The sequence below is a fragment of the Curtobacterium sp. SP.BCp genome (assembly GCF_051903255.1).
GTDB lineage: Bacteria > Actinomycetota > Actinomycetes > Actinomycetales > Microbacteriaceae > Curtobacterium.
Genome location: NZ_CP194338.1, coordinates 1,747,190 through 1,769,828, shown reverse-complemented (window position 1 = coordinate 1,769,828; position 22,639 = coordinate 1,747,190). Strand labels below are relative to the sequence as shown.

Sequence of the window (22,639 nt, the reverse complement as noted above, 5' to 3'; positions counted from 1 at the left end):
GGACGGTCTGGTCAGTCAACGAGCTCGTCCTCCTCGGCGCGGTGGACGGTGATGACGCCCTGGGCCTCGAGTTCGCGCACGGAGCGGACGACCTCGGCGCGGGCCTCCTCGACCTGGGACACGCGGATCGGACCCATAGCCTGCAGCTCGTCGTCGAGGAGCTCGCGGTTGCGCTCGGACACGTTGGCGCGGATGGTCTCGACGACCGGCCCGGCAGCGCCCTTCATGGCGGTCGCGAGGATCTTCGAGTCGATGCCGCGGAGCACCTGCTGGATGTCGCGCGCCTCGAGCTTGACGATGTCCTCGAAGGTGAGCATCCGGGAGCGGATGTCCTCGGCGAGTTCGGGGTCCCGTGCCTCGAGTCCGTCGAGCACGGCCTTCTCCGTCGCGACGTCGGACCGGTTGATGATCTCGACCAGGGGTGCGATGCCGCCGACGACCTCGACGCTCTCGCGGGGCGACACCACGGCGCCGGCACGCTGCCGGAGCACCCCGGCGACGATCCCGACGGCCTCCGGGGTGGCGGAGCCCATCGTGGCGAACGCCTGCGCGACGTCGGTGCGGGCACGTTCGTCGACGCCCGCGAGCACCGCGCTCGCCTGTCCGGGCTTCAGGTGCGCCAGGACGAGCGCGATGGTCTGCGGGAGCTCGCCCTCGAGCAGGGTGACGACCTGGCCGGGCTCGGCGTCGTCGAGGAAGTCGAACGACTGCCCGGCGAGGTTCGACGCGAGCCGGTCCATGACGCCCGCGGCGCGCTCGGCTCCGAAGGAGGCCTCGAGCAGCCCCATCGCGGTCTCCTTGCCGCCGCGCTTCTGCAGACGGCCGCTCTGGGTCATGCGGTGGAACTCGGTCATCGTGCGGTCGACCACGGTGTCGTCGACGCGGCGCATCCGGACGATCTCGGCGGAGATCTCCTCGGCCTCGAGCTCGGTGAACTGCTTCATCACCTCGGCGGCGCGGTCGGTCTCCATCTGCATGAGGATGAGCGCGACCTTCTGCGACCCGGTCAGGGGACGGTCGACGCCGCCGGACGAGCCGGGGCCGCCGAGACCGCCGCCGCTCGGGCTGAGGGCGCTCACACCGACGCCCGGTCGTCGAGGAGCCCGCGGAGGAGGTCGGCCGTGCGCTTCGGGTCGCGTTCGGCCAGGGACTGGATGTCCTGGCGGCGGCGCTCGGCGCTGATGTCCTCGGTGGTGAGGAGCTCGGTCGGGGCGTCCTCGACGGGGAGCGTCGGCAGTGCGACGGTCGGGGCGTCGCCGGCGCGGAGTGCGTCGGGCTCGTCGACCGCGAGCGGCAGCTGGAACGTCTCCCCCGCGAACGCGTCGAGTTCGCCGAGGTCGACCGCCTCGCGCTCCTGGCGCCGGGCACGTCGGGCGATCACCCACATGATCGCGATGAGGGCGAGCAGGCTGCCGATGACGATGCCGGCGGTCCGGATCGTCGCCCAGAGCGAGGCCTGCTGGTCGGCCTGCTGCTGCGCCTTGAGCGCGGCAGCGGCCTGGGAGGCGGCGGTCGTGTCGAAGTCCATCATCGCCACGGCGACCTTGTCCCCGCGGTTCGAGTCGACGCCGGCGGCCCGGGACACGAGGTCGTTGATGCTCTGCAGGTTCGCGTTCTGCACGCTCGCGGCCTTCGAGTTCAGCGCGACGGAGATCGACTGGTTCTCCAGCGCCCCGGCCGGGATCTGCGTCGTCTCGGTCGTGTGGTCGACGGCGTTGTTCTTCGTCGCGGACTCGTTCTTGTAGTCGTTGCCGGTGCCGCTGCTCGCGGTGCCGTTCGGGACCGCGATGTTGTCCGGGCCGAGGACGCCGGTGGCCCCGGCACCGCCCGTTCCCGAGCCGGCACCGTACTGCTCGGTCGTGCTCGACTCGTTGAGGGCGACCGGGCCGCTCGTGGGCGCCGCGAACGACTCCGACGTCTTCGTGCCGGTGTTCTGGTTCATCGTGGCGGACACGACGACGGTCGCGTTGCCCGCGCCGAGGGTCGTGTCGAGGAGGTCCTGGATCTTCTTGCTCGTCGCCTGGTCGTAGTCGGCCGCCTGGTCGGTCCCGCTGCCGGCGGCGCCCGTGCCCACGGCCGAGAGGGTCTGCCCCTTCGAGTCGACGACGGACACGTCGGTCGGCTGCATGCCCTCGACCGCGGCGCTCGTCAGGTGCACGATCGCCTGCACCTGGTCGGAGCTGAGCTGCGCGCCGTTCTTCGTGGCGATGAACACCGACGCGGTCGGGTCCTTCTCCTCGGACACGAACACTGTCTTCTCCGGGATCGCGAGCTGCACGGACGCGGTCTGCACGCCGTCCATCGCCTGGATCGTCTTCGCGAGCTCGCCCTCGATCGCGCGCTTGTAGGTGACGTTCTGCTGGAACTCGGAGCTCGTCACGCCCATCTGGTCGAGGAGCGAGTAGCCGCCCTCGTTCGACGAGGGCAGGCCGTTCGCCGCGGCCTTGAGGCGCTCGGAGTACACGGAGCCCTGCGGGACGAGGATCGTCGCACCGCCGTCGGTGAGCTGGTAGGGGACGCCGTCGGTGGTGAGCTGGTCGGTGACGCTCGCGGCGTCCGCGGCTGCGAGGCCGGTGAAGAGCGGCGCGTAGGACGCCTTGCCGAGCCAGCTGGCGAGGGCGATGCCGCCGAGCACGAGCGCGGCGACGACGAGGATCGCGATGGTGCGCTGGGCGGCGCTGAACCCCTTGACGTAGGCGGCGAGGCGCGCCCAGACGTTCTTGACGGCGACGGGCATCAGGCCTGCATCCTCATGATCTCGTTGAAGGCGTCGACGCCCTTGTTGCGGACCGCTGCGACGAGCTCGAGCGTGACCTGCGCGCGGGTGGCGGCGATGGTGGCGTCGTGGATGTCGTCGAGGTTGCCGGTGACGGCCTTGAGCGCGAGCGTCTTCGAGTCGCTCTGCAGCTGCTGGAGGCCGTCGACCGCGTTCCCGAGGCTCGCGGCGAAGCCGTCGCCGGACGTGCCGGTCGCGGCGCTCGTCCCGACCCCGGTCGCGCCGACGGCACCGGCGCCGGTCGCGGCGTCGGTCGCGCCGGCGAAGGCACGGGTCATCGCGTTGGTGGTCACACCGTTCACGGCGTCGATGGGCATCAGTTCTTCCCGATCTGCAGTGCCGCCTCGTAGGCGGTCTTGGCACGGTCGACCACGGCGGCGTTCGCCTGGTAGCCGCGCTGGGCCATGATGAGGTCCGCCATCTGCGTGCCGAGGTCGATGTCCGGCATGCGGACGTAGCCCTCCGCGTTCGCGAGCGGGTTGTCCGGGTCGTACGTCACCCGGCCGGCGGCACTGCCGAACGCGGCGCCCTTGACGTAGGCGCCGGAGACACCGGCACCCTCCTGGACCTCGACGTAGCGGGCCTGGAACGCGGAGTCGTCCATCGAACGGACGGTGTTGACGTTCGCGATGTTGTCCGAGATCGCGTCGAGCCACTTCCGGTGCACGGTCATGCCGGTGCTCGCGATGCCGATCGCGTCGAACGTGGTCACGAGTTCGTCCGCATCGCCGCACGGACGCTGGTGAGCTCGGAGTTCATCGCCTGTGTCGCGAACTGGTAGCGGAGCACCGTGTCGACGTTCGAGAGGGTCTCCTCGTCGAGGTTCACGTTGTTGCCGTTGGTGTTCGTCGGCTCGAGGCTGCGCGCCACCGTGGGGGTCGTCGCACCGTTCCCGTCGACGATCGACTTCGCCAGGGCGTCCTCGAACTGCACCTTCTCGGCGTGGTAGTTCGGCGTGTTGATGTTCGCGACGTTGTTCGCGATCACCCGCTGGCGCATCGACAGGCCGTCGAGGGCACTCTGCAGTGCGGCGCTCGTCACGGAATCGAACACAGTTGGACCGTCCCCTCGGTCGACGCGCGTCCCCTGACGTCGTCGATGTGCGGTGGCCGATCCGTGGCCGGTTGGGCGAGCGATCCCTGCTCGTACGGGCCTGTCGGCCGCCGTGCGCGAGGGCGTTAGCCGTCGCCCCGAACGGGGGGCGGGGCAGGGCGGTTCACGAAACGCGCGCGTTCCGACGTGCCGCGCGTCGATCGACACGTGCGACGTCGGAACGCGCGCGTTTGGTGGGGCGTGGGGCGCGCGTTTCGGGGGGCTGCGCTACGCGGAGGCGTCGAGGTACACGGCGCCGCGCGGCTCGCGCGTCGCGTCGACGGCGCGCAGGGCTCCGAGGTGCTCCAGGACCGCAGCACGCTCGGCCTCCAGGGCACTCGCCCGGTCCCGCTGCGCGGCCAACAGCCGGGAGGCACGACCCACCAGGTCGCGCGGCACCGGTCCCATCCCCGTCGGCTCGGTCCACGCCACCGTCACCGACTCCGCATCGGGTCCGGTCGCCGACCCGGCCACCTGCGCGGCGAGGTCCTGCTCCAGGGAGGTGAGCAGTGCCTCCCAGCCGGCCCGGAGGGCGCCGTCGTCAGGCGACACCGAGCGCCCCGCCCGCCGCGTGTCCGACGACCGGTGCGGCGGACGCCGCCGGCAGCGACGCCGCGGCGTCGTGCCAGGCCTGCCGGAGCGGCTCGAGGATGCGGATGCAGTCGCGCGTCGCCTGGACGTCACGGTGCACGTTCGCCGTGATGAGCGAGGTGCTCGCGTAGTTGTAGATCGCCAGGAGACCCTCGCCGCCGTCCCACGCGTCGATGCGCAGGGTGGAGGAGAGTTCGCCGACGATGGCCTGCGCGTGCAGGAGCTGCTCGCGCGCGGCCTCCCAGTCGGAGCCGGTCTGCGCGGCCTCGGCGCGGTGCAGGTCGAGCAGGAGCCGGTCGTACAGCATCGTCACGAGCTGGGCCGGCGTCGCGGAGCGCACGGCTTCGTTCGTGTACTGCGCGCGACGCTGGTCGGTCACGGTCCGGGGCTGGGCGGCCTGCCGGAAGGCGGCGGTCTGGAGGTCGTAGGTCATGGTCGTTCCCGTCAGGAGCTCGAGCTCGACAGTCCGGAGAGCTGGCCGGCGAGCCAACTCGACTGGGACTGGAGCTTGCTGAGGCTGGTCTCGAGCGCCGAGTACTGCGCCTGCAGGGTCGCGCGGCGCATGGTGAGGCGGTCGGTCCAGCTGTCGATCTGGGTGTTCAGGTCCTTCACGACCGACTGCTGACCGGAGATCGCCGAGGTGATCGAACCGTCGTACTTGTCGGACGCCGCCGTGGCGGCCGCACCCACCGTCACCGCGATCCCGGACAGCATCGCCTGGGTGCCTGCGGGGTCCGCGGCGAGGGCCTTCTGGAAGGCGTCGGCGTCGAACGTGAAGTCGCCGTCCTTCGTCACGACGATGCCGATGGACGACGGGGACTTCCCGTTCACCGGGGCGGACATCGCGGAGCTGAGGGCCTGCACGGCCGAGCGGGTCGTCGCGTCTCCCAGCAGGACGCCCGCGGTCGTCGTCGTCGTGCCGGTCGTCGGACTGGTCGTGCTGGTGACGCCCGTGTTCGAGCCGTAGTAGTTCGTGACGGCGTTGAGCGCGTCGACGAGGCCCGACGCGACCGCCTGGGCCTTCGTGGTGTCCTGCGCGACGGTCACCGTGACGGGGTCGCTCGTCACTTGAGTGACGGTGACGCTGAGGCCCGGCAGCAGGTCGGTGAACGTGTTCGAGGCACTCGTGACGGTCTGCGCCGCGGCGGTCCCCGCCCACAGGGTGACGCTCGCGTCCTTCGCGGGCGTGACGACGGCCGCTCCGGTCCCGGCGAGCACGTCCGTAGCGGTCCCGGCGTCGACGTCGACACCGGACCCGCGGTACACGCTGAACGCGCCCGCCGCACCGGTCGTCGACGCGGTGAACTGGAGGCGGTACAGCTTCGTTCCGTCGGCGGCAGTGCCGGCGGCGACCTTCGTCGCCGTGACGCCCGCGCCGGACTTGTTCACCGCTGACACGGTGTCGTCGAGCGAACCCGACGCCGGGGTGACGGTGGTCTTCGTGCCGTCGGAGCCGACGATCGTCAGCGGGCCCGCGTCCGCCGACCACGTCGACATCGCGGCGGTGACCCCGACCTGCGCGGTCGCGGTGGAGCCGACGGTGAACGACACGGAGCCGGCCGAGGCGCCGGTGCCGGTCGTCGTGGTGACCGACGGCGTCGAGGACGTGGCGACGAAGACGTCGAGCGAAGTGGCCTTCGCGGCGTCGGACGCCTTGGTGGCCAGGGTCTGGACGAGCCCGTTGATCGTCTGCAGTGACGATATGAACGAGTTGGTCGACGTGACCTTGTTCTTGAGCAGCGTCTGCGGGACCTGCTCGATCGACATCAGTGAGTTGATGAGGTCGGTGGTCTTGAGGCCACTGACCAGGCCGTCGATCGCGAGCGACGACGCCGAGGACACGGACGACACGTGCGCTCCTTCCGACGGACTCTGACGGGACTCAGAGGGGGTGCGACGTCCACCGGCATGCCTGAACTCTGCCGGTGGACGCCGCGGGGTTCACTAGCGGAGCAGCGAGAGCACACCCTGCGTGCTCTGGTTCGCCTGCGCGAGCATCGAGGTGCCGGCCTGGCTGAGGATGTTGTCGCGGGTGTACTTGACCATCTCCTCTGCCATGTCGACGTCGGTGATGCGCGAGCCGGCCGCGGTGAGGTTCTCCTTGGCCACGTTCGTCACGTTGATGGCGTGGTCGAAGCGGTTCTGGATGGCACCGATGTTCGAACGAGCGGACGAGACGTCCTTGATCTGCGCGTCGATCGCGGTGATCGACGCCTGCGCGTCGGCCGCCGTGTCGAACTTGAGCGCGGCGACGGCGGTCGAGACCGTCTTCACGTTCGCACCCGACAGGTCGACGGTGATCTGGCTCGCGGCGTCGCCGTTCGCGCCGACCTGGAAGTTCAGCTTGCCGTCGCCTGCGGTGCCGGCGGTGCCGTCGAGCAGGTTGATGCCGTTGAAGTTCGTCGAGTCGGCGATCCGGCCGAGTTCGGCGCTGAGCTGCGTCACCTCGGTCGAGATCGCGGTGCGCGAGTCCGCGTTGTTCGAGTCGTTGCCCGCCTGGACGGCGAGGTCACGGACGCGCTGGAGGATGGCGTGCGTCTCGGTGAGACCGCCTTCCGCCGTCTGCACGACCGAGATGCCGTCCTGGGCGTTGCGGGCGGCGACCGTGAGGCCACCGACCTGGGACTTCAGCCCCTCGGAGATCGACAGACCGGCAGCGTCGTCGGCAGCACGGTTGATGCGGAGACCCGACGAGAGCTTCTCGAGGGACTTCGACAGGTCGTTCTGCGTCGCGTTGAGGTTCCGGTACGTGTTGAGTGCCGAGAGGTTGGTGTTGATGGACATACCCATGGTGGTTTCCTCCGTGAATCCTTGGGTTCGGTGCCTGCCCGTCCATGGGCTGACACGGGTGACTCTCGGCCGGCGGCGTCGAGTCGTTAGTGCCCGTTGCGGAAAAGTTCCGCAACGGGACGGCTACCCCGCCGCGGGCACCGGCGCCGCGGCGGCGTCGTGCACGGCGCGGGCCACCCCGGCGGCGGCGTTCGCGGCCACCTTCGCGAGGTAGGCGCTGCGGCGGGCGGCGGTGGTCCGGGACGCCGGCTCGGGCGTGGCCCCGCCGTCCCCGTAGTGCGTGGCGAGTCCGTCGCGGAGCAGGCGCATCGCCTCGGAGCGCTGCTGCGACACCGCGGAGTGCGTGATCCCGAGCTCGGCGGCGACGTCCGTGACGGACCGGTCGCCGAAGTAGACCTGCTCGACGATGAAGCGCATCCGCTCCGGGAGCGCCTCGACCGCGGCACGGAGGTACCGGCGCTTCTCGGTCTCGAGGAGGTCGTCGCCCGGCAGCGCGATGTCCGCGGCGACGACGTCGTGCACGGTCTCGTCGATGGCGGTGACGGTGCGGCCGGCGTCGCTCATGGCGTCCGCGGCGGTCTGGCGGTCGACGCCCATCGCGTCGGCGATCTCCTGCACACCGACGGAGCGGCCGAGCCGGGCGGACAGCGCCTCCTGCGTGGCGAGGGTCTCGCGGATGCGCTTCCGGGTGCCGCGGGAGGCCCAGTCGGCGGAACGCATGTCGTCGGCGATCGCCCCGGTGATGCGGGTGCGGGCGTACGCACCGAACGGCACGCCGAGGGTCGGGTCGAACGCGTCGGCGGCGGCGACGAGGGCGAGGGAACCGACGGCGGCGAGGTCGTCCCGGTCGAGGTGGGTGGCGCGTGCTCGGACGTCGGCGACGATGTAGCCGACGAGCGGGAGGTGCTCGACGATCATCGTGTTGCGTTCGGTGCGGTCCATGCTGCTGATCCCCTGATCGACCTGAAGCCCGTCCGTGGGTCGCCCGTCGGTGGGCACGACGGACACCGGCCTCGGCAGGCCGGAACGTACGTCGAAGACCGCCCGGGTCCCTCCGGGCGAGCACCTCCGCGTCCCTGCGACGCGTGCCGGGTCTGTCCCCCGGGGTGCGTTCTGAATGTATCGGCTGGGAAGGCTCTGAACAGGCCCTCATCCGTACCCAGTGCGGGGGTGACCCCCGTCGATCCGGGTCGGCATTTGGGAGGACACGAGGCCCGGGACAGCCGGTTCTGTCCCCCGATCGCGGTCCGGACGGGAGGCCCGGGGTACGCCCGCCCCGCCGGTCGCGCCGCATCGCGTCCCATCGGGTCTGCACGCACGTCAGCGCACGGCGCTTACGTCACCACCTCGCGGACCGATAGTCCACGGTGTCCGCAGGATGACGGACCGAACCACCACCCGGGAGGAGCTGATGAGCGTGAACGACCTGTCCGCCGTACTGTGGCGCGAACGCGAACTGCTCGAACTGCTCACGTTCAAGCTCGAGGAGGAGCAGCTGCTCCTCGCCGCCGGACGCTCCCGCTGGGTGTCGCACGCCAGCCGTGAGGTCGAGCAGGTGCTCGAACGACTCCGCAGCACGGGGCTCGAGCGGGCCGCGTCGAGCGCCGAGGTCGCCGAGGAGTGGGGCGTCGCAGCAGATGCTCCCCTGCGTGACGTCGTCGCCGCCGCGCCGAACGGCCCCTGGGGCGAGATCCTCGGCGCACACCTCACCGCGATGGTCGAGCTGACGACGCAGATCGGTGCGCTCCGCGACGAGAACGACCGCTTCCTCCGTGCCGCGGCCCACGCGACCGAGGAGACCCTCGCCGGCACCGTGGGTGCCCCGGCCACCTACGACGCCACCGGCACGAGTGGCTCCGGCGCCGACGGGGCGCGCCTGTTCGAGGGGAACCTGTAGTCGTGGTCAGCACCTTCGGCTCCCTCGCGACGGCGTACTCCGGCCTGGCCGCCGCCCGCGCCGGCATCGACGTCACCGGGCAGAACATCGCGAACGCCGGGACCGCCGGGTACACCCGGCAGCGGGTGACCCAGTCGTCGATCCCCGCCGCCCAGACCGGGTTCATGCGCGGCACGGCGGCCCTCGCCGGGCAGGGCGTCTCGGTCGACGGCATCGCCCGGCTCGGGTCCCTGACACTCGACGCCGGCGTGCGCGTCGCCGCGGGGTCCTCCGCGTACGCCGACGCCCGCGCCACCGCGCTGAGCGCCCTCGAGACCGGCCTGCAGGAGCCCGGTAAGGACGGCCTCTCCGCCAAGCTCGACGCGTTCTGGTCGGCGTGGGGCCAGGTCGCGGCACACCCCGACGACCCCGGTGCCGCGAGCACGCTCCTCGGCGCCGCGAACACCGTCGCGTCGACGCTGTCGAGCGGTTCGAAGGCGCTCGACCAGCAGTGGTCGCAGGTCCGCACGACCGTCGCCGCCCAGGTGACGCAGCTGAACGACGCCGCGAAGCAGGTCGCCGACCTGAACGGGCAGATCCGGTCCGCGCTCGCTGCGGGCGGCAACGCGAACGAACTGCTCGACCAGCGCGACCAGCTCACCGAGCAGATCGCGACCCTGGCCGGCGGGACCGTCCGGACGAACGCGGACGGCACGGCCGACGTGCTCATCGGCGGGAACCCGATCGTGCAGGGCACCGACGCGCGCTCCCTGGCCCTCGGCGGCGCGACCGCGCTGCGCGACGGCGCCTCGGTGACCCTGACCTGGACCTCGGGGCAGGCCGGCGCGGTGTCGCTGTCCGGCGGGTCGATCGGCGGCGCGCTGTCGCTCCTGGCCCCCGCGGACGCCCAGGGCACCGGCGGTGCGCTCGCACAGGCGTCTGCCTCGTACGACGCCGTGGCGACGAAGCTCGCGGCCGTCGTGAACGCGGTGCACGAGACCGGCTCCACGGCGGACGGCACCACGGGCCACGCCTTCTTCGCCGTCGCGACCGGGGTGCCAGCAGCACAGGGGCTGTCCGTCATCCCCGCGGACGCGAGCGGTCTGGCGACGCGGAACGCGGCGGGGGAACTCGACGACTCGTTCGCCGACGCGCTCGCGCGACTCGGGGCGGCCTCCGACGGCCCGGACGCTGCCTGGGCGACCTTCGTGACGGGGGTGGGCAGTGCCTCCTGGTCGGCCGCCTCGGAATCGACGCTCACCGGCCTCGCGCTGACCAGCGCGCGCACCCAGCAGCAGTCGGGTGCCGGCGTCGACCTCGACGAGGAGAACGTCAACCTGCTGAGCTACCAGCACGCGTACCAGGGCGCCGCGCGCGTCCTGACCGCCGTCGACGAGATGCTCGACACCATCATCAACCGCGTCGGCCTCGTCGGCAGGAGCTGAACATGATCACCCGGGTGACCACCCAGATGTCGATGGCCGCGGCCAGTGCGCGCCTGCAGGCCGGCGCCGCGAAGGTCGCGCAGCTCACCGACCAGGCGACCTCGCTGAAGAACATCTCGCGGCCGTCCGACGACCCGGTCGGCACCGGCACGTCGATGCAGGTCCGCAAGGAGCAGGCCGCGAACGCGCAGTACGCCCGGAACGCGGACGACGCCGTCGGCTGGCTCGCGACGACCGACAGCACCCTGACCTCGGTGTACTCGGTGCTCACGAACGTGCGCGACCTCACCGTGCAGGCCGCGAACTCCGGCACCATGAGCGACACCGACCGCGATGCCTTCATCACCGAGTTCCGGGCGCTGAAGTCCGACCTCGAGGCCCGTGCGAACACGACGTACGGCACCAGGAACGTGTTCGCGGGTTCGTCGACCGCCGCCGCCGCGTACGACCCGGCCACCGGCTTCGCCGCCTCGGGCACCGCCGTCTCGCGGCGCGTCGGTGACGCCGAGTCCGTCCGGGTCGACACCCCCGGCGCGGCCGTGTTCGGCAGCGGGACCGGCTCGGTGTTCTCGGTGATCGACTCGATCGTGTCCGACCTGCAGAACGGCGTGAACGTGAACCCGAGGCTGAACGAGGTGGACGGCGCGATCGACACCGTGCGCGGTGCGCAGGCCGACGTCGGTGTCCGGCACGCCGCTGCGTTGACCGCGCAGAACACGCTGAAGACCGCGTCCGTCGCGCTCGAGGGGCGCCGGTCGGACGTCGAGGACAAGGACCTCGCGAAGGCCGTCCTCGACCTCCAGGTGCAGCAGACCAACTACCAGGCAGCACTCGCCGTGACCGCGAAGGTGCTGCAGCCGACCCTGATGGACTACCTCCGATGAGCATCGACCTGACGTTCCCGGTCCCGCCGTTCGGCCTGACCGGCTCCGCCTTCACGCTGACCCCGGTCGACGGCTCCGAGGGGCTGTTCACCCTGGTCGGGGACGGTTCGCGCCTGTTCCTGCTCGACGCCGCGGTGCACCTGCCCGCGTACGAGCCGGTGCTCTCCACCGCACAGGTCGACGTGCTCGGGCTCACCGCGCCCGAGGACGCGATGCTCCTCGTCGTCGCGAACCCGGCAGCAGAGGGCACCACGGTGAACCTGCTCGCTCCCGTCGTCGTGAACGCCCGGACCTCGGTCGGCGCCCAGCTCATCCTCGAGGACCAGGACTTCCCGCTGCGCGCGGAGCTCGCTCGCCGCTAGGGCGCGGCGGGTCGGGCGGATCGGGGTCCACGAAACGCGCGCGTTTCGACGTCCCGCGCGTCGTTCGACGTGTGGGACGTCGGAACATGCACCCGTATCCGATGCACGTGCATGGGGCGACGAAGCACGTGTCGATCGACACGCGTGTTGTCGCACTCGGTCTCGTGCGAACGCGGTACATCTCCTGCACAGGAGCCGGTCGAACGACAGTCGTCCACGGTTGTTGCCGCTCGGGTCCGAGGACGCGCAGGTCCACGACATCGTCGGCGCATGCAACGAGCACTGGACGTCGAACTGATCCGCACACGGGGTCTGCCGAGCGCTGAACGGCGTGCCGTGGAACGATCGGCGATGCGCGGGCTCCTGCAACGAGTACGGCCGGGCGTCCTGGTGCGAGCGGGTGCACTCGACGGTCTGTGGCCGGAAGAGCGTCACCTCGTCGTCCTCCGGGCAAACGCGCCGTTCATCGACGAGCGTGCCGTGGTGTCACACGAGTCCGCGTGCGCGCTCCTCGGAATCCCGGTCATCGGCGACTGGCCGGTCCGGGTGCACCTCGCTGACGCCACGACCGGCACGACCCGCGTCTCGGCCCACTTCGTCCGTCACGGAGTCCGCCGACGTCCGATCGCAACCGTTCTGGATGCCCTCGGACTTCGGACGTCCGACGGCGCCCGGACCGCGGTCGACATCGCGGCGCGCCGATCTGCGGTCATCGCTCTCCCAGTCGTCGACCACGTGCTCCGCGTCGGCCTGGCGACACCACAGGCACTCGGCCGCGAGGTCGGGCGACTCGAGATCGGAGCGACCAAGGCGCAGAGCGTCGTCGAGATGGGGTCGGCGCTGTCCGGGTCGCCCGCGGAGTCGCTGTGCCGCGTCCGCTTCCGGCAGCTCGGCACGCCAGAGCCGATCCAGCAGCACGAGTTCCGCCGTCCTGGTGAACCTGCGGCGATCGTCGACTTCTGGTTCCCTGACCAGGGCGTGGTGGTCGAGGTCGACGGGCGCGGGAAGTACGAGGACCCGGCGATGCTCGACGGGCGATCGACGGCCGAGGCGCACTGGCGGGAGAAGCGTCGCGAGGACTTCGTGCGGTCCTTCCCGGAGGTCCGCTTCGTCCTCCGGCTCTCCTGGCAGGACCTCGCCCACCCCGAGCGGGTCCGTGCCGCACTCCGCCGAGCGGGTGTGCCGTGCCGGTGACCGTGGGGACCGCTCCCACCCCCGCGGCGTACGGTCTGCTCCATGGCCCGACAGCAGAAGGACCAGGCGATCATCCCGATGCCGGTCGCCCCGGTCGAAACCCCCGCACCCGATGCCGACGGCAAGCGTCTGGACACCGGCACCGGCTGGGTGAAGTGGCTGGACCGGGTGCTCAGCGTGCAGCGCCCCATCGTCGTCGCACACGTCAACCGGCTCCGTCGCCGCCACCCGGACGCCAGCCCCGCGGAGATCATCCAGATCCTCGAGCGACAGTACCTCACGGCGGTCACGTCGGGCGGCGCGGCGGTCGGTGCGAGTGCCGTCATCCCGGGCGTCGGCATGGCCGCGGCCCTGGGGTTGAGTGGTGCGGAGACGGTCGGGTTCCTCGAGACCACCGCGCTGTTCGCGCAGTCGGTGACCGAGGTGCACGGGATCGCGCTGGACGACCCCGAGCGCGCACGCACGCTCGTGATGGCGCTCATCCTCGGCACCCCGGGGACCCAGCTCATCAAGCAGCTCGCCGGTCAGGCGGCCGGGGGTCAGGCGCGGACGGCGTTCTGGGGCGAGATGGTGACGGCCTCGCTGCCGAAGCAGGTCGTGTCCGGCATCGGCGGTCAGGTCCGCGACCAGTTCGTCCGGCGCTTCGCGGCTCGGCAGGGGTCGACGATCGTCGGGCGCGCCCTGCCCTTCGGGATCGGTGCTGCGGTGGGCGGGCTCGGCAACCACGCGCTCGGGCGCAAGGTGGTGAACGCCTCGCGGACCGGCTTCGGGACGCCCCCGGCGCAGTTCCCGATCGTACTCGACGCCAAGCCGACCCGCGCGGCGAAGGAGCGTCGCGAGCCGACGTCCGAGGGCCGGAAGGCGCTGCCCTGGCGACGTCGCAAGGCGGACGAGGACCTCTGGGCGGAGACACCCGACCCGGGTCCGGTCGACCAGCGCTGAGCCGACACCGGCCCGGCCGACCGACACCGGCCCGGCCGATCGGCACCAAACCGGCACCGAACCGGCACCGGTTCAGCACCGAGCCGACACCGACCAGCGCCGAGCCGAGCCCAGCTCCGCAGTCCGGCGACCCCTCAGTCTCGGCGCACCGGCGTCGTCACGACCTGCCCTGCGTGCGCGAAGCCACCGCCGAAACCGAACAACAGCGCCGGCACCCCTTCGGGCAGTTCGCCGCGCGACCACGCCTTCGACAGCCCCAGTGGCACGCTCGCCGCCGACGTGTTGCCCGACTCGACGACGTCACGGACGACGTAGCTCGGGGATCCGCCCAGCGCCTCGACGAGGGGCTCGATGATCCGCAGGTTCGCCTGGTGGAACGCGAAGACCTCGATGTCGTCGATCGTCAGCCCGGCAGCGGCGACGACGGCGCGCGCGTGGTCGGCCGCCTCCGTGATGGCCCACCGGTAGATTGAGCGGCCCTCCTGGGAGAACCGCGCGGGGTCGCCGGACACCCGCACGGCCTGCTGCAGGTGCGGCACGCTCCCCCACGAGACCGGCCCGATCTGCGGCGCGTCGGAGACCCCGACCACCGCTGCCCCGGCTCCGTCGCCCACGAGCACGCAGGTCGAGCGGTCGGTCCAGTCGACGATGGCCGAGAGCTTCTCGGACCCGATCACGAGCGCGGTGTCGGCGGATCCGGTGCGCACGGCCTGGTCGGCGATGCCCATCGCGTACTCGAACCCGCTGCACGCGGTGTTGATGTCGATGGGCGCTGCCCGCGCGGACAGTCCGAGTTCCGCGACGACCCGTCCGGCGGTGTACGGCGCGCGGTCCTCGTGCGTCGTGGAAGCCACGATGACGAGCCCGACGTCGGACGGATCGACCCCGGAATCGGCGAGGGCCGCACGCCCGGCCTCGACCGCCATCGTGGTGACGGTGTCGTCCGGCCCGGCGATGCGGCGCGTCTTGATGCCGGTGCGGGTGGTGATCCACTCGTCGTTCGTGTCGACCATCGTCGAGAGCTCGTCGTTGGTCAGGATGCGCGAGGGCTGGTGGTGGCCGAACCCGATGATCCGGCTGCCTCGGAGTGCGGGGATGTTCACCCGCGGCACGCTACTCCCACCGACGACCGATGCATGCCCGCGAACGCATGCGCCCCGCACCGAGCGCACACGCGCGACAAAAGCTCGCAACCGGTACCGCCAGGGCCTGGCTCACCCAGCGCACCCCGCGTAGACCGGCTCCATGGACTACACACACCTCGGACGGACAGGGTTGTCGGTGTCGCGAGCGGTGCTCGGGACGATGAACTTCGGACCGGAGACCAGCGAGGACGACTCGCACGCCATCATGGACCGCGCACACGAGCTCGGCGTGAACTTCTTCGACACCGCGAACGGCTACGGCGGCTCGGTGGGCAAGGGCGCAACGGAGGAGATCATCGGCCGTTGGTTCGCGAAGGGCGGCGGTCGGCGCGAGAAGACCGTGCTCGCCACCAAGGTCTACGGCGACATGATCGACTGGCCGAACGGCGGGAAGCTCAGCGCCTACAACATCCGTCAGGCACTCGACGCGAGCCTCCGGCGCCTCCAGACCGACCACATCGACCTCTACCAGTTCCACCACGTCGACCGTGCGACGCCGTGGGACGAGATCTGGCAGGCCCTCGAGGTCGCCGTCGCCCAGGGCAAGGTGCTCTACGTCGGCTCCTCGAACTTCGCCGGCTGGCACATCGCGCAGGCGCAGGAGGCGGCGGCCCGCCGGAACTTCCTCGGCCTCGTCAGCGAGCAGTCGATCTACAACCTGGTCGTCCGAGACGTCGAGCGCGACGTGCTGCCCGCCGCGGAGCACTACGGACTGGGCGTCATCCCGTGGTCGCCGTTGCAGGGCGGACTCCTCGGCGGCGTGATCGAGAAGACCGAGAACGGCTCACGCCGGCTGTCCGGCCGCAGCGCCGAGTACGTCGAGGGCCACCACGACCAGCTGTCGGCCTACGAGGCCTTCGCGAAGGAGCTCGGCCACACGCCGGGTGAGCTCGCGCTGGCGTGGCTGCTGCACCAACCGGCCGTCACCGCGCCGATCACCGGGCCGCGCACGATGGAGCAGTGGGAGTCCGCCGTCCGCGCGGTCGACATCCGCCTCGACGACGCGGCGCTCGCGCGCCTCGACGAGATCTTCCCTGGGCACGAGACCTCCCCGGAGGACTACGCCTGGTGACCCGACCCGCCTGATCGGCGGTCACCCGATCCACAGATCCGGCGCCACCCGCCGGTCGGATCCGGTGATCGCCAGACCGGCCTGGAGGCACGTGGCGCGCCCGTCTCGACGGCTCGCCACGTGCCTCCAGGCCGTCCGCGCGAACCGCGTCGACCGTGCCCCACAGACGCTGCCCGCGTCGATGGCGGCCCGCACACGCTCGCCGCGCCCACCGCGCCCTGCACTCCGCCCGCGGCGCCGACGCCCCGCACGCGCTGCGTCGGCGCCCCCGCACGCGCCACCCGCACCGACCGCGCCCCGCGGGGACGCCGACCGCGCCGTCAGAGCGCCGCGACCTCCTCCTCGCTCAACCCGAGCCAGCGCAGGTAGCCGTCGATGCTCCCCCAGCGCGCCTCGATCCGCTCCAGCACGGTCTGCATGATCTCCGGCACGCACCGCTGCGCGACCGCGGTCGCCTCCGGGTCCTCGCTCGCCGCCCGCTCGGCAGCGAACCGTTCCACGAGCCCGGCCGCGCTGGCCGCGTAGTCCTCCGCGGCCGTGGCGATCGACGCACCCCAGTGCCGTGCCAGCAGTGCCGCGATGATGCCCGTGCGGTCCTTCCCCGCCGAGCAGCACACGAGCACGTCGCCCCGCGTCCCGGCCACGGCCCGGAGTGCGGCGGCGATCCCGGCAGCGTGGCGCTCGGTCCAGTCGGTGTACTGGTCCTCCAACGCGACCGCTGAGGCACCGGATTCGGGCACGGACGGGTCGAACATCGGCACCTGCCGGTAGCCGGTCGACTCCCGGAGGGGGTGCGGGACGCGCGCGACCTCGTCCTCGCGGCGCAGGTCCACCACGAGTGCGAGGTCCGCCGGGTACGCCGCCGGCGACACGGGCTCGGTGTTCGCGCGGTGGACGGTGCGGGAGCGGTCGGCCTGCAGGTCCGGTCCGCCGACGGGCCGGAGGTTGGTGAGCGTGGACGTCGTCGTCATGCCCCCACCCTGCCAGGGACGGCGACGACACCGACACCCACGGCGAGCCCGACGACGACCGCACACGACGACGGGCCCCGCGCCTGCTGTGTGCGCGGGGCCCGTCGGACGGGGCGGAGAGAGCCGGAGCTACCGGACGGAGACCGGGGTCTCGTCGCGCTCCTCGTAGAGGACGTAGCCCTCTTCACCGTGGACCGCGGTGTCGATGCCGGCGACCTCGTCCTCGGTCTTCACGCGGAAGCCGATGGTCTTCTCGATGATCCAACCGATCGCGAAGGCCAGGACGAAGGAGTACAGGCCGACGGCGCCGGCGGCGGCCGCCTGCTTGCCGAGCTGGACGAACGAGCCGGAGTAGATCAGGCCGGTGTCGTTGGCGAAGAAGCCGAGGAACAGCGTGCCGAAGATGCCGCCGACGAGGTGGACGCCCACGACGTCGAGCGAGTCGTCGAAGCCGAGCTTGTACTTCCAGTCGATCGCGAAGCAGCAGACGATGCCGGCGAGGAACCCGAGGAGGATGCCCCAGCCCGGGGTGAGGGCGGCGCAGGCCGGGGTGATCGCGACGAGACCGGTGACGGCACCAGAGGCGGCACCGACGGAGGTGGCCTTGCCGTCCTTGAGCTTCTCGACGAGCAGCCAGCCGAGGATGGCGGCGGCCGGGGCGGCGAGCGTGTTCACCCAGGCGATCGCGGCGATGCCGTCCGCAGCACCCTCGGAGCCGGCGTTGAAGCCGAACCAGCCGAACCAGAGGATCGCGGCACCGAGGAGGACGAAGGGCGGGTTGTGCGGCTTGTGCGCGCCCTTGGCGAAGCCGACGCGCTTGCCGAGCACGATCGCCAGGGCGAGCCCCGCGGCACCGGCGTTGATGTGCACCGCGGTGCCACCGGCGAAGTCGATGACGCCCCACGTGGCGGCCCAACCGGAGGTGAGGTTGAACACCCACGACGCGACCGGGAAGTACACGACGGTGACCCAGATGCCCGCGAAGAGCATCCAGGCGCCGAACTTGGCGCGGTCGGCGATGGCGCCGGAGATCAGGGCGACGGTGATGATCGCGAACGTGGCCTGGAAGCCGACGAACGCCATCGACGGGTACGCGGCGTTGATCGTGGAGGCCTTGGCCTCCTCGAACGCCTGGCCGAGGCCGATGAGGTTCCAGTCGATGCTGAAGAACCCGACGACGCCGCTGACGGCGGTGTGCGGACCGGTGTTCGCGAAGGCGATCGCGTAGCCGTACAGCACCCAGAGGACGCTGACGAGCGCGATCGCGCCGAACGACATCATCATCATGCTGATGACGGACTTGGCCTTCACCAGACCGCCGTAGAAGAAGGCCAGGCCGGGTGTCATGAACAACACCAGCGCCGCCATGACCAACACGAAGGTCGTGTTGCCCTGATCAAGCATCTGTTCACCTCTCGATTGCACGAACGGCTCTTGGACCGCCTCGGGTGCTGTCGAGTTTGGCGAGGTGCTGTTTCACCGATGAGCACGATCTGTTTCGCGGATGTAACGCGACGTCGCGCCGTGTGAACGTTGTGTTTCGGCGGGCGGTGGGTCCCCGGCGACCGTCTGGACGGTCGCGCCACCAGGGCGGGCACCACCGGACGGGAGGCGCGGTGCGGGCCCGCCACGCGCCTCCCGGCCGTCGGGTGGTCGCCTCAGGCGGCGCGGGTCAGCGCGACCACGCGCGACGCCGCGCGGAGGTACTTCTTCCGGTACCCGCCGTCGAGCATCGTCTGCGGGTACACCGCGTCGAGCGGCGTGCCCGACGCGACGATGCGCACCTGCGCGTCGTACAGCCGGTCGACGAGCGCGACCCAGCGGAGCGCGTCGGTCTGGTCCGTGAACGGCGTCGCATCGGTGAGGCCGACCGCGTCGAGCCCCTCGACCAGCGCAACGTACTTCGAGGGGTGCACGGTGCCGAGGTGGGCGACGACGTCCGCGAAGGCGTCGAGGGTGACGGCACCGGCGGGCAGTGCCGCGGCGACGTCGGACACCACCGCGGCGGACTCGTCGACGGCGCGACGGCGGTAGTCGAGCCCGTCGATGCGGAGCGTGTCGAACCGGTCGGACATCGCCTGGATCTCGCGGAGGAAGTCCTGTGCGGCGAAGCGACCCTCGCCGAGGGCTCCCGGCGGGGTGTTCGAGGTGGCGGCGAAGCGGGTGCCGGTCTCGGAGAGCTCCTTGATGAGCCGCGTCATCATCATCGTGTCGCCCGGGTCGTCGAGCTCGAACTCGTCGATGCACACGAGTGCCGTGCCGCGGAGGAGGTCGACGGTGCCCTGGAACCCGAGCGCCCCGACGAGTGCGGTGTACTCGATGAACGTGCCGAAGGTCTTCCGCCCCGAGGCCGCGTGGTACGCCGCGGCGAGCAGGTGGGTCTTGCCGACACCGAACCCGCCGTCGAGGTACACGCCCGACTTGGCGGCTGCCTCCGGTGCGGCGCTCCGGCGCCGCCCGAACAGTCCCCGTCGCGGCGCTGCCCCGCCGCCGCCGGCCGTCACGAACGCCTCCACGGCATCCCGGACCGACGCCTGGGACGGGTAGTCGGGGTCCGGTCGGTACGACTCGAACGACGCGTCGGTGAACTGCGGCGGCGGGACGAGGGCCGCGGCCATCTGCTGCGGGGACACCTGCGGGTCGCGGTCGACGAGGTGGCTCGGCACCGAGGCGTGTTCAGGCAAGGACGGCCCTTCCGGGAAGCATGTCGTGCGGTGCAACGTTGCGGCTGGAGCACGGTCCGCACGCGTACCGTTGCCCACAGGCACCGAGGACCGATCCTAGTCCGGCGCCCGATCACCACCTGGAGGTAGCACGCCATGACCGCACCGGTCGACCCGTCCGAGAAGTTCGCCGCCTACGCCCACCCGGAGCGCCTCGTCTCCACCGAGTGGCTGCAGGAGCAGCTCGACGCCGGGGTCGGCGCTCCGGACCTGGTCGTCGTCGAGTCCGACGAGGACGTCCTGCTCTACGAGACCGGGCACGTCCCCGGCTCGGTGAAGATCGACTGGCACACGGACCTCAACGACCCGGTGCAGCGCGACTACATCGACGGCGAGGCCTTCGCCCGGCTGCTCGGTGGCAAGGGCATCGCGCGCGACACCACCGTTGTGGTCTACGGCGACAAGAACAACTGGTGGGCCGCGTACGCCCTCTGGGTCTTCACGCTCTTCGGCCACGAGGACGTCCGACTGCTCGACGGCGGGCGGGCGAAGTGGATCGCCGAGGACCGCGCCCTCACGACCGACCGCACCGAGGTCACCCCGGTCGAGTACCCGGTCGTCGAGCGGAGCGACGAGCAGGTCCGCGCCTTCAAGGAGGACGTGCTCGCCCACCTCGGCAAGCCGCTCATCGACGTCCGGAGCGCCCCGGAGTACTCGGGCGAGCGGACCACCGCGCCGGACTACCCGGAGGAGGGCGCGCTGCGTGGCGGACACGTCCCGACCGCGGTCAACATCCCGTGGGCGACCGCGGCAGCGCCCGACGGCACCTTCAAGGACCGTGCCGAGCTCGACGCGATCTACCGCGACGGTGCCGGCATCGGCGACGCCGATCAGGTCATCGCCTACTGCCGCATCGGTGAGCGGTCGAGCCACACGTGGTTCGTGCTGCAGCACCTCCTCGGCTACGAGAACGTCCGCAACTACGACGGCTCGTGGACCGAGTGGGGCAGCGCCGTCCGCGTCCCGATCGTCCAGGGCTCCGAGCCGGGCGAGGCCCCGACCCGATGACCGACGACACCACGGCGCTGCCGGCGACGCTCGCGGAGATCCGGGACGACTTCCTCGAGCTCTCCCAGCAGGACCGGCTCCAGCTGCTCCTCGAGTTCTCCGACGAACTCCCGGCGCTGCCCGAGCGGCTGCAGGGCCACGAGGACGAGCTCGAACGCGTCGAGGAGTGCCAGTCCCCCGTGTTCATCACGGTCACGGTCGGTGAGGACGGTGACGCCCCCGACGTCGTCCGGATGCACGCGACCGCACCGCGCGAGGCCCCGACCACCCGTGGCTTCGCGTCGATCCTCGCGCAGGGGCTGTCCGGCCTGACGGTCGACGAGGTCCTCGCCGTCCCGGCCGACTACCCGCTGACGATCGGGCTCTCCGAGGCGGTCAGCCCGCTGCGCATCCGCGGCATGGTCGGGATGCTCGGCCGGGTGCAGCGGCAGGTCCGCACGCTCGCCTCAGCCTGATCCCGCCCACCCTCGGACTGGAGGCGCGGTGCCAGCGTGCACCGCGCCTCCAGTCCGTCAGGTGGTCGTGTCTACGACGCGCGCGCCGCGCCCTGGTGCTGGACCACCTCGGTGAGCCACGCGAGGATGCGGGCGTCGAACCAGTCGGCGTCGTGGTTCCAGAGCTTGGTGTGCCGTGCGGTGTGCTGCACCTCGAGCCGGACGATGTCGGGTCGGACGCGCGCGAGGTCGTGGGACGCCGACGACGGAACGAAGCCGTCGTCGTCGGAGTGCAGCAGCAGGATCGGGACGTGGAGCTCGTCGGCGCGGGCGACCATGTCGAGCTCGCGCAGGTCCACGGGCTCGCGCAGTCCGGCGACCCGGTGCAGCACGGGCGCCCGGAGGAGCCACTGTGCGACCTTCCGCACGGTCTTCGGGAAGCGGAGCAGGCGGCTCTGCGACTTGAGGACCGCGTGCCAGTCGACCACCGGGGACTCGAGGACCACGCCGTCCACGAGGTGCGCCGACGACGACCGCAGGAGTGTCTGGAGCACGACCGCGCCGCCCATCGACCAGCCCATCAGGACCACGCTCGTCGCGCCCTCGCCGGCGACCCAGCGCAGGGCGGCGTCGACGTCCTCCCATTCGGTGCTGCCGAGGCCGTACCGCCCGTCGACGCTCCGCGGGGCGACCCCGTCGTTGCGCCAGGACGCGAGGAGCACCGAGTAGCCCGCGGCCCGGAACACGGGCACGGCGCGGATGGTCTCGGCGCGGGTGACACCGCGGCCGTGCACGAGCACCGCCCAGGGCGCCTCCGGGTCGTCAGCACGGACCACCCACGCCGGCGCAGGGCCGTTCGGGGTGGGGACGTCGACGTCCTCGACGGGGACGTCGAGCTCGCCGGGCGTCAGGTAGAACCATCCGCCCCACCGACCACGGCGGGCGTTCGTCGGGTCACCGGCGTCGATCGCGATGATCCGGCGCGTGACGGTGGTGTCGGTCGTCCCGAGGACCTCGCCGACGCGCATGTGGCCGGTGCCGGCGCCGAACCAGAGGCTGTACCGCCCCTGCAGCTCCGTGTCCGCCGTGCGCTCGATCGTCACCGTGCGGGCACCGGGGTCGACCGCGTGGATCGGGACCCGCTCGGTGCGCTTGCGGTCCGGCGTGACGACGGCCCGGGCGACCGCCGCGACGAACCCGCCGACGACCGCCGCGCCGATCGTGGCGGCCGCGATCCCCGCCCCGAGCGCCACCACCCCGGCCGACCGGGCCGATCGCTGGAGGGCGTCCTCGGCGGGTCGTGCGGATCCGGGCATGCCCGGGAGCCTAGTCTG

Annotated in this window: 24 protein-coding genes; 9 read left to right on the top strand and 15 right to left on the bottom strand. The window is 71.6% G+C overall.

The window, feature by feature from the left end:
- Window positions 1–11: 11 nt before the first annotated feature.
- The 10 genes from fliG to ACRQ4C_RS08505 all read right to left on the bottom strand — a co-directional run bounded on the left by fliG (window position 12) and on the right by ACRQ4C_RS08505 (window position 8,191).
- Window positions 12–1,079, bottom strand: a complete 1,068-nt coding sequence (gene fliG, locus ACRQ4C_RS08550; RefSeq protein WP_290131856.1) for a flagellar motor switch protein FliG — start codon at window positions 1,077–1,079, stop codon at window positions 12–14.
- Window positions 1,076–2,737, bottom strand: a complete 1,662-nt coding sequence (gene fliF, locus ACRQ4C_RS08545; protein WP_290134246.1) for a flagellar basal-body MS-ring/collar protein FliF — start codon at window positions 2,735–2,737, stop codon at window positions 1,076–1,078. Before fliF ends, fliG begins: the two co-directional genes overlap by 4 nt.
- Complete coding sequence (gene fliE, locus ACRQ4C_RS08540) at window positions 2,737–3,093, bottom strand: flagellar hook-basal body complex protein FliE (protein ID WP_290131857.1); 357 nt, start codon at window positions 3,091–3,093, stop codon at window positions 2,737–2,739. The genes fliF and fliE overlap by 1 nt, the downstream gene beginning before the upstream one ends.
- A complete protein-coding gene (locus tag ACRQ4C_RS08535; RefSeq protein ID WP_096899330.1) occupies window positions 3,093–3,488 on the bottom strand; it encodes a flagellar basal body rod protein FlgC in 396 nt (131 codons plus the stop codon). Before ACRQ4C_RS08535 ends, fliE begins: the two co-directional genes overlap by 1 nt.
- Entirely contained in the window at window positions 3,485–3,829 is a 345-nt protein-coding gene (locus ACRQ4C_RS08530; protein WP_400413880.1) for a flagellar basal body rod protein FlgB, read from the bottom strand. The genes ACRQ4C_RS08535 and ACRQ4C_RS08530 overlap by 4 nt, the downstream gene beginning before the upstream one ends.
- A 267-nt stretch (window positions 3,830–4,096) precedes the next feature.
- Window positions 4,097–4,420 (bottom strand): hypothetical protein, encoded by a 324-nt coding sequence (locus tag ACRQ4C_RS08525; RefSeq protein WP_439690831.1) that lies wholly within the window; start codon window positions 4,418–4,420, stop codon window positions 4,097–4,099.
- Window positions 4,410–4,892, bottom strand: a complete 483-nt coding sequence (fliS, locus tag ACRQ4C_RS08520; RefSeq protein ID WP_439690830.1) for a flagellar export chaperone FliS — start codon at window positions 4,890–4,892, stop codon at window positions 4,410–4,412. The genes ACRQ4C_RS08525 and fliS overlap by 11 nt, the downstream gene beginning before the upstream one ends.
- A gap of 11 nt (window positions 4,893–4,903) precedes the next feature.
- Complete coding sequence (gene fliD / locus ACRQ4C_RS08515) at window positions 4,904–6,310, bottom strand: flagellar filament capping protein FliD (RefSeq protein WP_439690829.1); 1,407 nt, start codon at window positions 6,308–6,310, stop codon at window positions 4,904–4,906.
- A gap of 93 nt (window positions 6,311–6,403) precedes the next feature.
- Complete coding sequence (locus tag ACRQ4C_RS08510) at window positions 6,404–7,249, bottom strand: flagellin N-terminal helical domain-containing protein (RefSeq protein WP_439690828.1); 846 nt, start codon at window positions 7,247–7,249, stop codon at window positions 6,404–6,406.
- A 123-nt stretch (window positions 7,250–7,372) separates the two neighbouring features.
- Window positions 7,373–8,191, bottom strand: a complete 819-nt coding sequence (locus tag ACRQ4C_RS08505) for a sigma-70 family RNA polymerase sigma factor (RefSeq protein ID WP_290131863.1) — start codon at window positions 8,189–8,191, stop codon at window positions 7,373–7,375.
- Between the two features lie 436 nt (window positions 8,192–8,627).
- On the opposite strand from ACRQ4C_RS08505, the gene ACRQ4C_RS08500 reads away from it, so the two are divergent.
- From ACRQ4C_RS08500 to ACRQ4C_RS08475, 6 genes are all read left to right on the top strand, one after another.
- Complete coding sequence (locus tag ACRQ4C_RS08500; RefSeq protein WP_354670480.1) at window positions 8,628–9,146, top strand: flagellar protein FlgN; 519 nt, start codon at window positions 8,628–8,630, stop codon at window positions 9,144–9,146.
- 2 nt (window positions 9,147–9,148) lie between these two features.
- Complete coding sequence (gene flgK / locus ACRQ4C_RS08495) at window positions 9,149–10,570, top strand: flagellar hook-associated protein FlgK (RefSeq protein WP_439690827.1); 1,422 nt, start codon at window positions 9,149–9,151, stop codon at window positions 10,568–10,570.
- Between the two features lie 2 nt (window positions 10,571–10,572).
- Window positions 10,573–11,454, top strand: a complete 882-nt coding sequence (gene flgL / locus ACRQ4C_RS08490) for a flagellar hook-associated protein FlgL (RefSeq protein ID WP_439690826.1) — start codon at window positions 10,573–10,575, stop codon at window positions 11,452–11,454.
- Window positions 11,451–11,816 (top strand): flagellar assembly protein FliW, encoded by a 366-nt coding sequence (gene fliW, locus ACRQ4C_RS08485; protein WP_290131866.1) that lies wholly within the window; start codon window positions 11,451–11,453, stop codon window positions 11,814–11,816. Before flgL ends, fliW begins: the two co-directional genes overlap by 4 nt.
- A 270-nt stretch (window positions 11,817–12,086) precedes the next feature.
- Window positions 12,087–13,010 carry a hypothetical protein gene (locus tag ACRQ4C_RS08480; protein ID WP_439690825.1) on the top strand — a complete coding sequence of 308 codons (924 nt, stop codon included), beginning with the start codon at window positions 12,087–12,089 and terminating at the stop codon, window positions 13,008–13,010.
- Between the two features lie 42 nt (window positions 13,011–13,052).
- Window positions 13,053–13,952 (top strand): hypothetical protein, encoded by a 900-nt coding sequence (locus tag ACRQ4C_RS08475; RefSeq protein WP_439690824.1) that lies wholly within the window; start codon window positions 13,053–13,055, stop codon window positions 13,950–13,952.
- Window positions 13,953–14,086: 134 nt separating this feature from the next.
- Here ACRQ4C_RS08475 and ACRQ4C_RS08470 read toward each other — a convergent pair whose 3' ends face one another.
- Complete coding sequence (locus ACRQ4C_RS08470; protein ID WP_439690823.1) at window positions 14,087–15,055, bottom strand: beta-ketoacyl-ACP synthase III; 969 nt, start codon at window positions 15,053–15,055, stop codon at window positions 14,087–14,089.
- A 142-nt stretch (window positions 15,056–15,197) separates the two neighbouring features.
- On the opposite strand from ACRQ4C_RS08470, the gene ACRQ4C_RS08465 reads away from it, so the two are divergent.
- Complete coding sequence (locus tag ACRQ4C_RS08465) at window positions 15,198–16,169, top strand: aldo/keto reductase (protein ID WP_439690822.1); 972 nt, start codon at window positions 15,198–15,200, stop codon at window positions 16,167–16,169.
- A gap of 320 nt (window positions 16,170–16,489) precedes the next feature.
- Here ACRQ4C_RS08465 and ACRQ4C_RS08460 read toward each other — a convergent pair whose 3' ends face one another.
- From ACRQ4C_RS08460 to zapE, 3 genes are all read right to left on the bottom strand, one after another.
- A complete protein-coding gene (locus ACRQ4C_RS08460; RefSeq protein WP_439690821.1) occupies window positions 16,490–17,140 on the bottom strand; it encodes a tyrosine-protein phosphatase in 651 nt (216 codons plus the stop codon).
- 129 nt (window positions 17,141–17,269) lie between these two features.
- A complete protein-coding gene (locus ACRQ4C_RS08455) occupies window positions 17,270–18,544 on the bottom strand; it encodes an ammonium transporter (protein ID WP_400413849.1) in 1,275 nt (424 codons plus the stop codon).
- A 254-nt stretch (window positions 18,545–18,798) separates the two neighbouring features.
- Window positions 18,799–19,824 (bottom strand): cell division protein ZapE, encoded by a 1,026-nt coding sequence (gene zapE / locus ACRQ4C_RS08450; protein ID WP_439690820.1) that lies wholly within the window; start codon window positions 19,822–19,824, stop codon window positions 18,799–18,801.
- A gap of 135 nt (window positions 19,825–19,959) precedes the next feature.
- Between zapE and ACRQ4C_RS08445 the strand changes: the two genes are divergently transcribed.
- Window positions 19,960–20,871 (top strand): sulfurtransferase, encoded by a 912-nt coding sequence (locus tag ACRQ4C_RS08445; RefSeq protein ID WP_439690819.1) that lies wholly within the window; start codon window positions 19,960–19,962, stop codon window positions 20,869–20,871.
- Window positions 20,868–21,326 carry a SufE family protein gene (locus ACRQ4C_RS08440; RefSeq protein ID WP_290131875.1) on the top strand — a complete coding sequence of 153 codons (459 nt, stop codon included), beginning with the start codon at window positions 20,868–20,870 and terminating at the stop codon, window positions 21,324–21,326. The genes ACRQ4C_RS08445 and ACRQ4C_RS08440 overlap by 4 nt, the downstream gene beginning before the upstream one ends.
- Window positions 21,327–21,397: 71 nt before the next feature.
- Here the strand turns inward: ACRQ4C_RS08440 and ACRQ4C_RS08435 are convergent, their stop codons facing one another.
- Window positions 21,398–22,621: an alpha/beta hydrolase family protein gene (locus ACRQ4C_RS08435; protein ID WP_439690818.1), complete on the bottom strand. Its 1,224-nt coding sequence runs from the start codon at window positions 22,619–22,621 to the stop codon at window positions 21,398–21,400.
- Window positions 22,622–22,639: the final 18 nt, after the last annotated feature.

Bases quoted from the DNA above. Each gene is read 5' to 3' on its own strand.
- ACRQ4C_RS08455 (WP_400413849.1), bottom strand. From the start codon at position 18,544: ATGCTTGATCAGGGCAACACGACCTTCGTGTTGGTCATGGCGGCGCTG.
- fliS (WP_439690830.1), bottom strand. From the start codon at position 4,892: ATGACCTACGACCTCCAGACCGCCGCCTTCCGGCAGGCCGCCCAGCCC.
- ACRQ4C_RS08480 (WP_439690825.1), top strand. From the start codon at position 12,087: ATGCAACGAGCACTGGACGTCGAACTGATCCGCACACGGGGTCTGCCG.
- flgL (WP_439690826.1), top strand. From the start codon at position 10,573: ATGATCACCCGGGTGACCACCCAGATGTCGATGGCCGCGGCCAGTGCG.
- ACRQ4C_RS08435 (WP_439690818.1), bottom strand. From the start codon at position 22,621: ATGCCCGGATCCGCACGACCCGCCGAGGACGCCCTCCAGCGATCGGCC.
- fliF (WP_290134246.1), bottom strand. From the start codon at position 2,737: ATGCCCGTCGCCGTCAAGAACGTCTGGGCGCGCCTCGCCGCCTACGTC.
- ACRQ4C_RS08445 (WP_439690819.1), top strand. From the start codon at position 19,960: ATGACCGCACCGGTCGACCCGTCCGAGAAGTTCGCCGCCTACGCCCAC.
- ACRQ4C_RS08510 (WP_439690828.1), bottom strand. From the start codon at position 7,249: ATGGGTATGTCCATCAACACCAACCTCTCGGCACTCAACACGTACCGG.
- ACRQ4C_RS08465 (WP_439690822.1), top strand. From the start codon at position 15,198: ATGGACTACACACACCTCGGACGGACAGGGTTGTCGGTGTCGCGAGCG.
- fliW (WP_290131866.1), top strand. From the start codon at position 11,451: ATGAGCATCGACCTGACGTTCCCGGTCCCGCCGTTCGGCCTGACCGGC.
- ACRQ4C_RS08505 (WP_290131863.1), bottom strand. From the start codon at position 8,191: ATGGACCGCACCGAACGCAACACGATGATCGTCGAGCACCTCCCGCTC.
- ACRQ4C_RS08460 (WP_439690821.1), bottom strand. From the start codon at position 17,140: ATGACGACGACGTCCACGCTCACCAACCTCCGGCCCGTCGGCGGACCG.
- ACRQ4C_RS08500 (WP_354670480.1), top strand. From the start codon at position 8,628: ATGACGGACCGAACCACCACCCGGGAGGAGCTGATGAGCGTGAACGAC.
- ACRQ4C_RS08440 (WP_290131875.1), top strand. From the start codon at position 20,868: ATGACCGACGACACCACGGCGCTGCCGGCGACGCTCGCGGAGATCCGG.
- fliE (WP_290131857.1), bottom strand. From the start codon at position 3,093: ATGCCCATCGACGCCGTGAACGGTGTGACCACCAACGCGATGACCCGT.
- ACRQ4C_RS08475 (WP_439690824.1), top strand. From the start codon at position 13,053: ATGGCCCGACAGCAGAAGGACCAGGCGATCATCCCGATGCCGGTCGCC.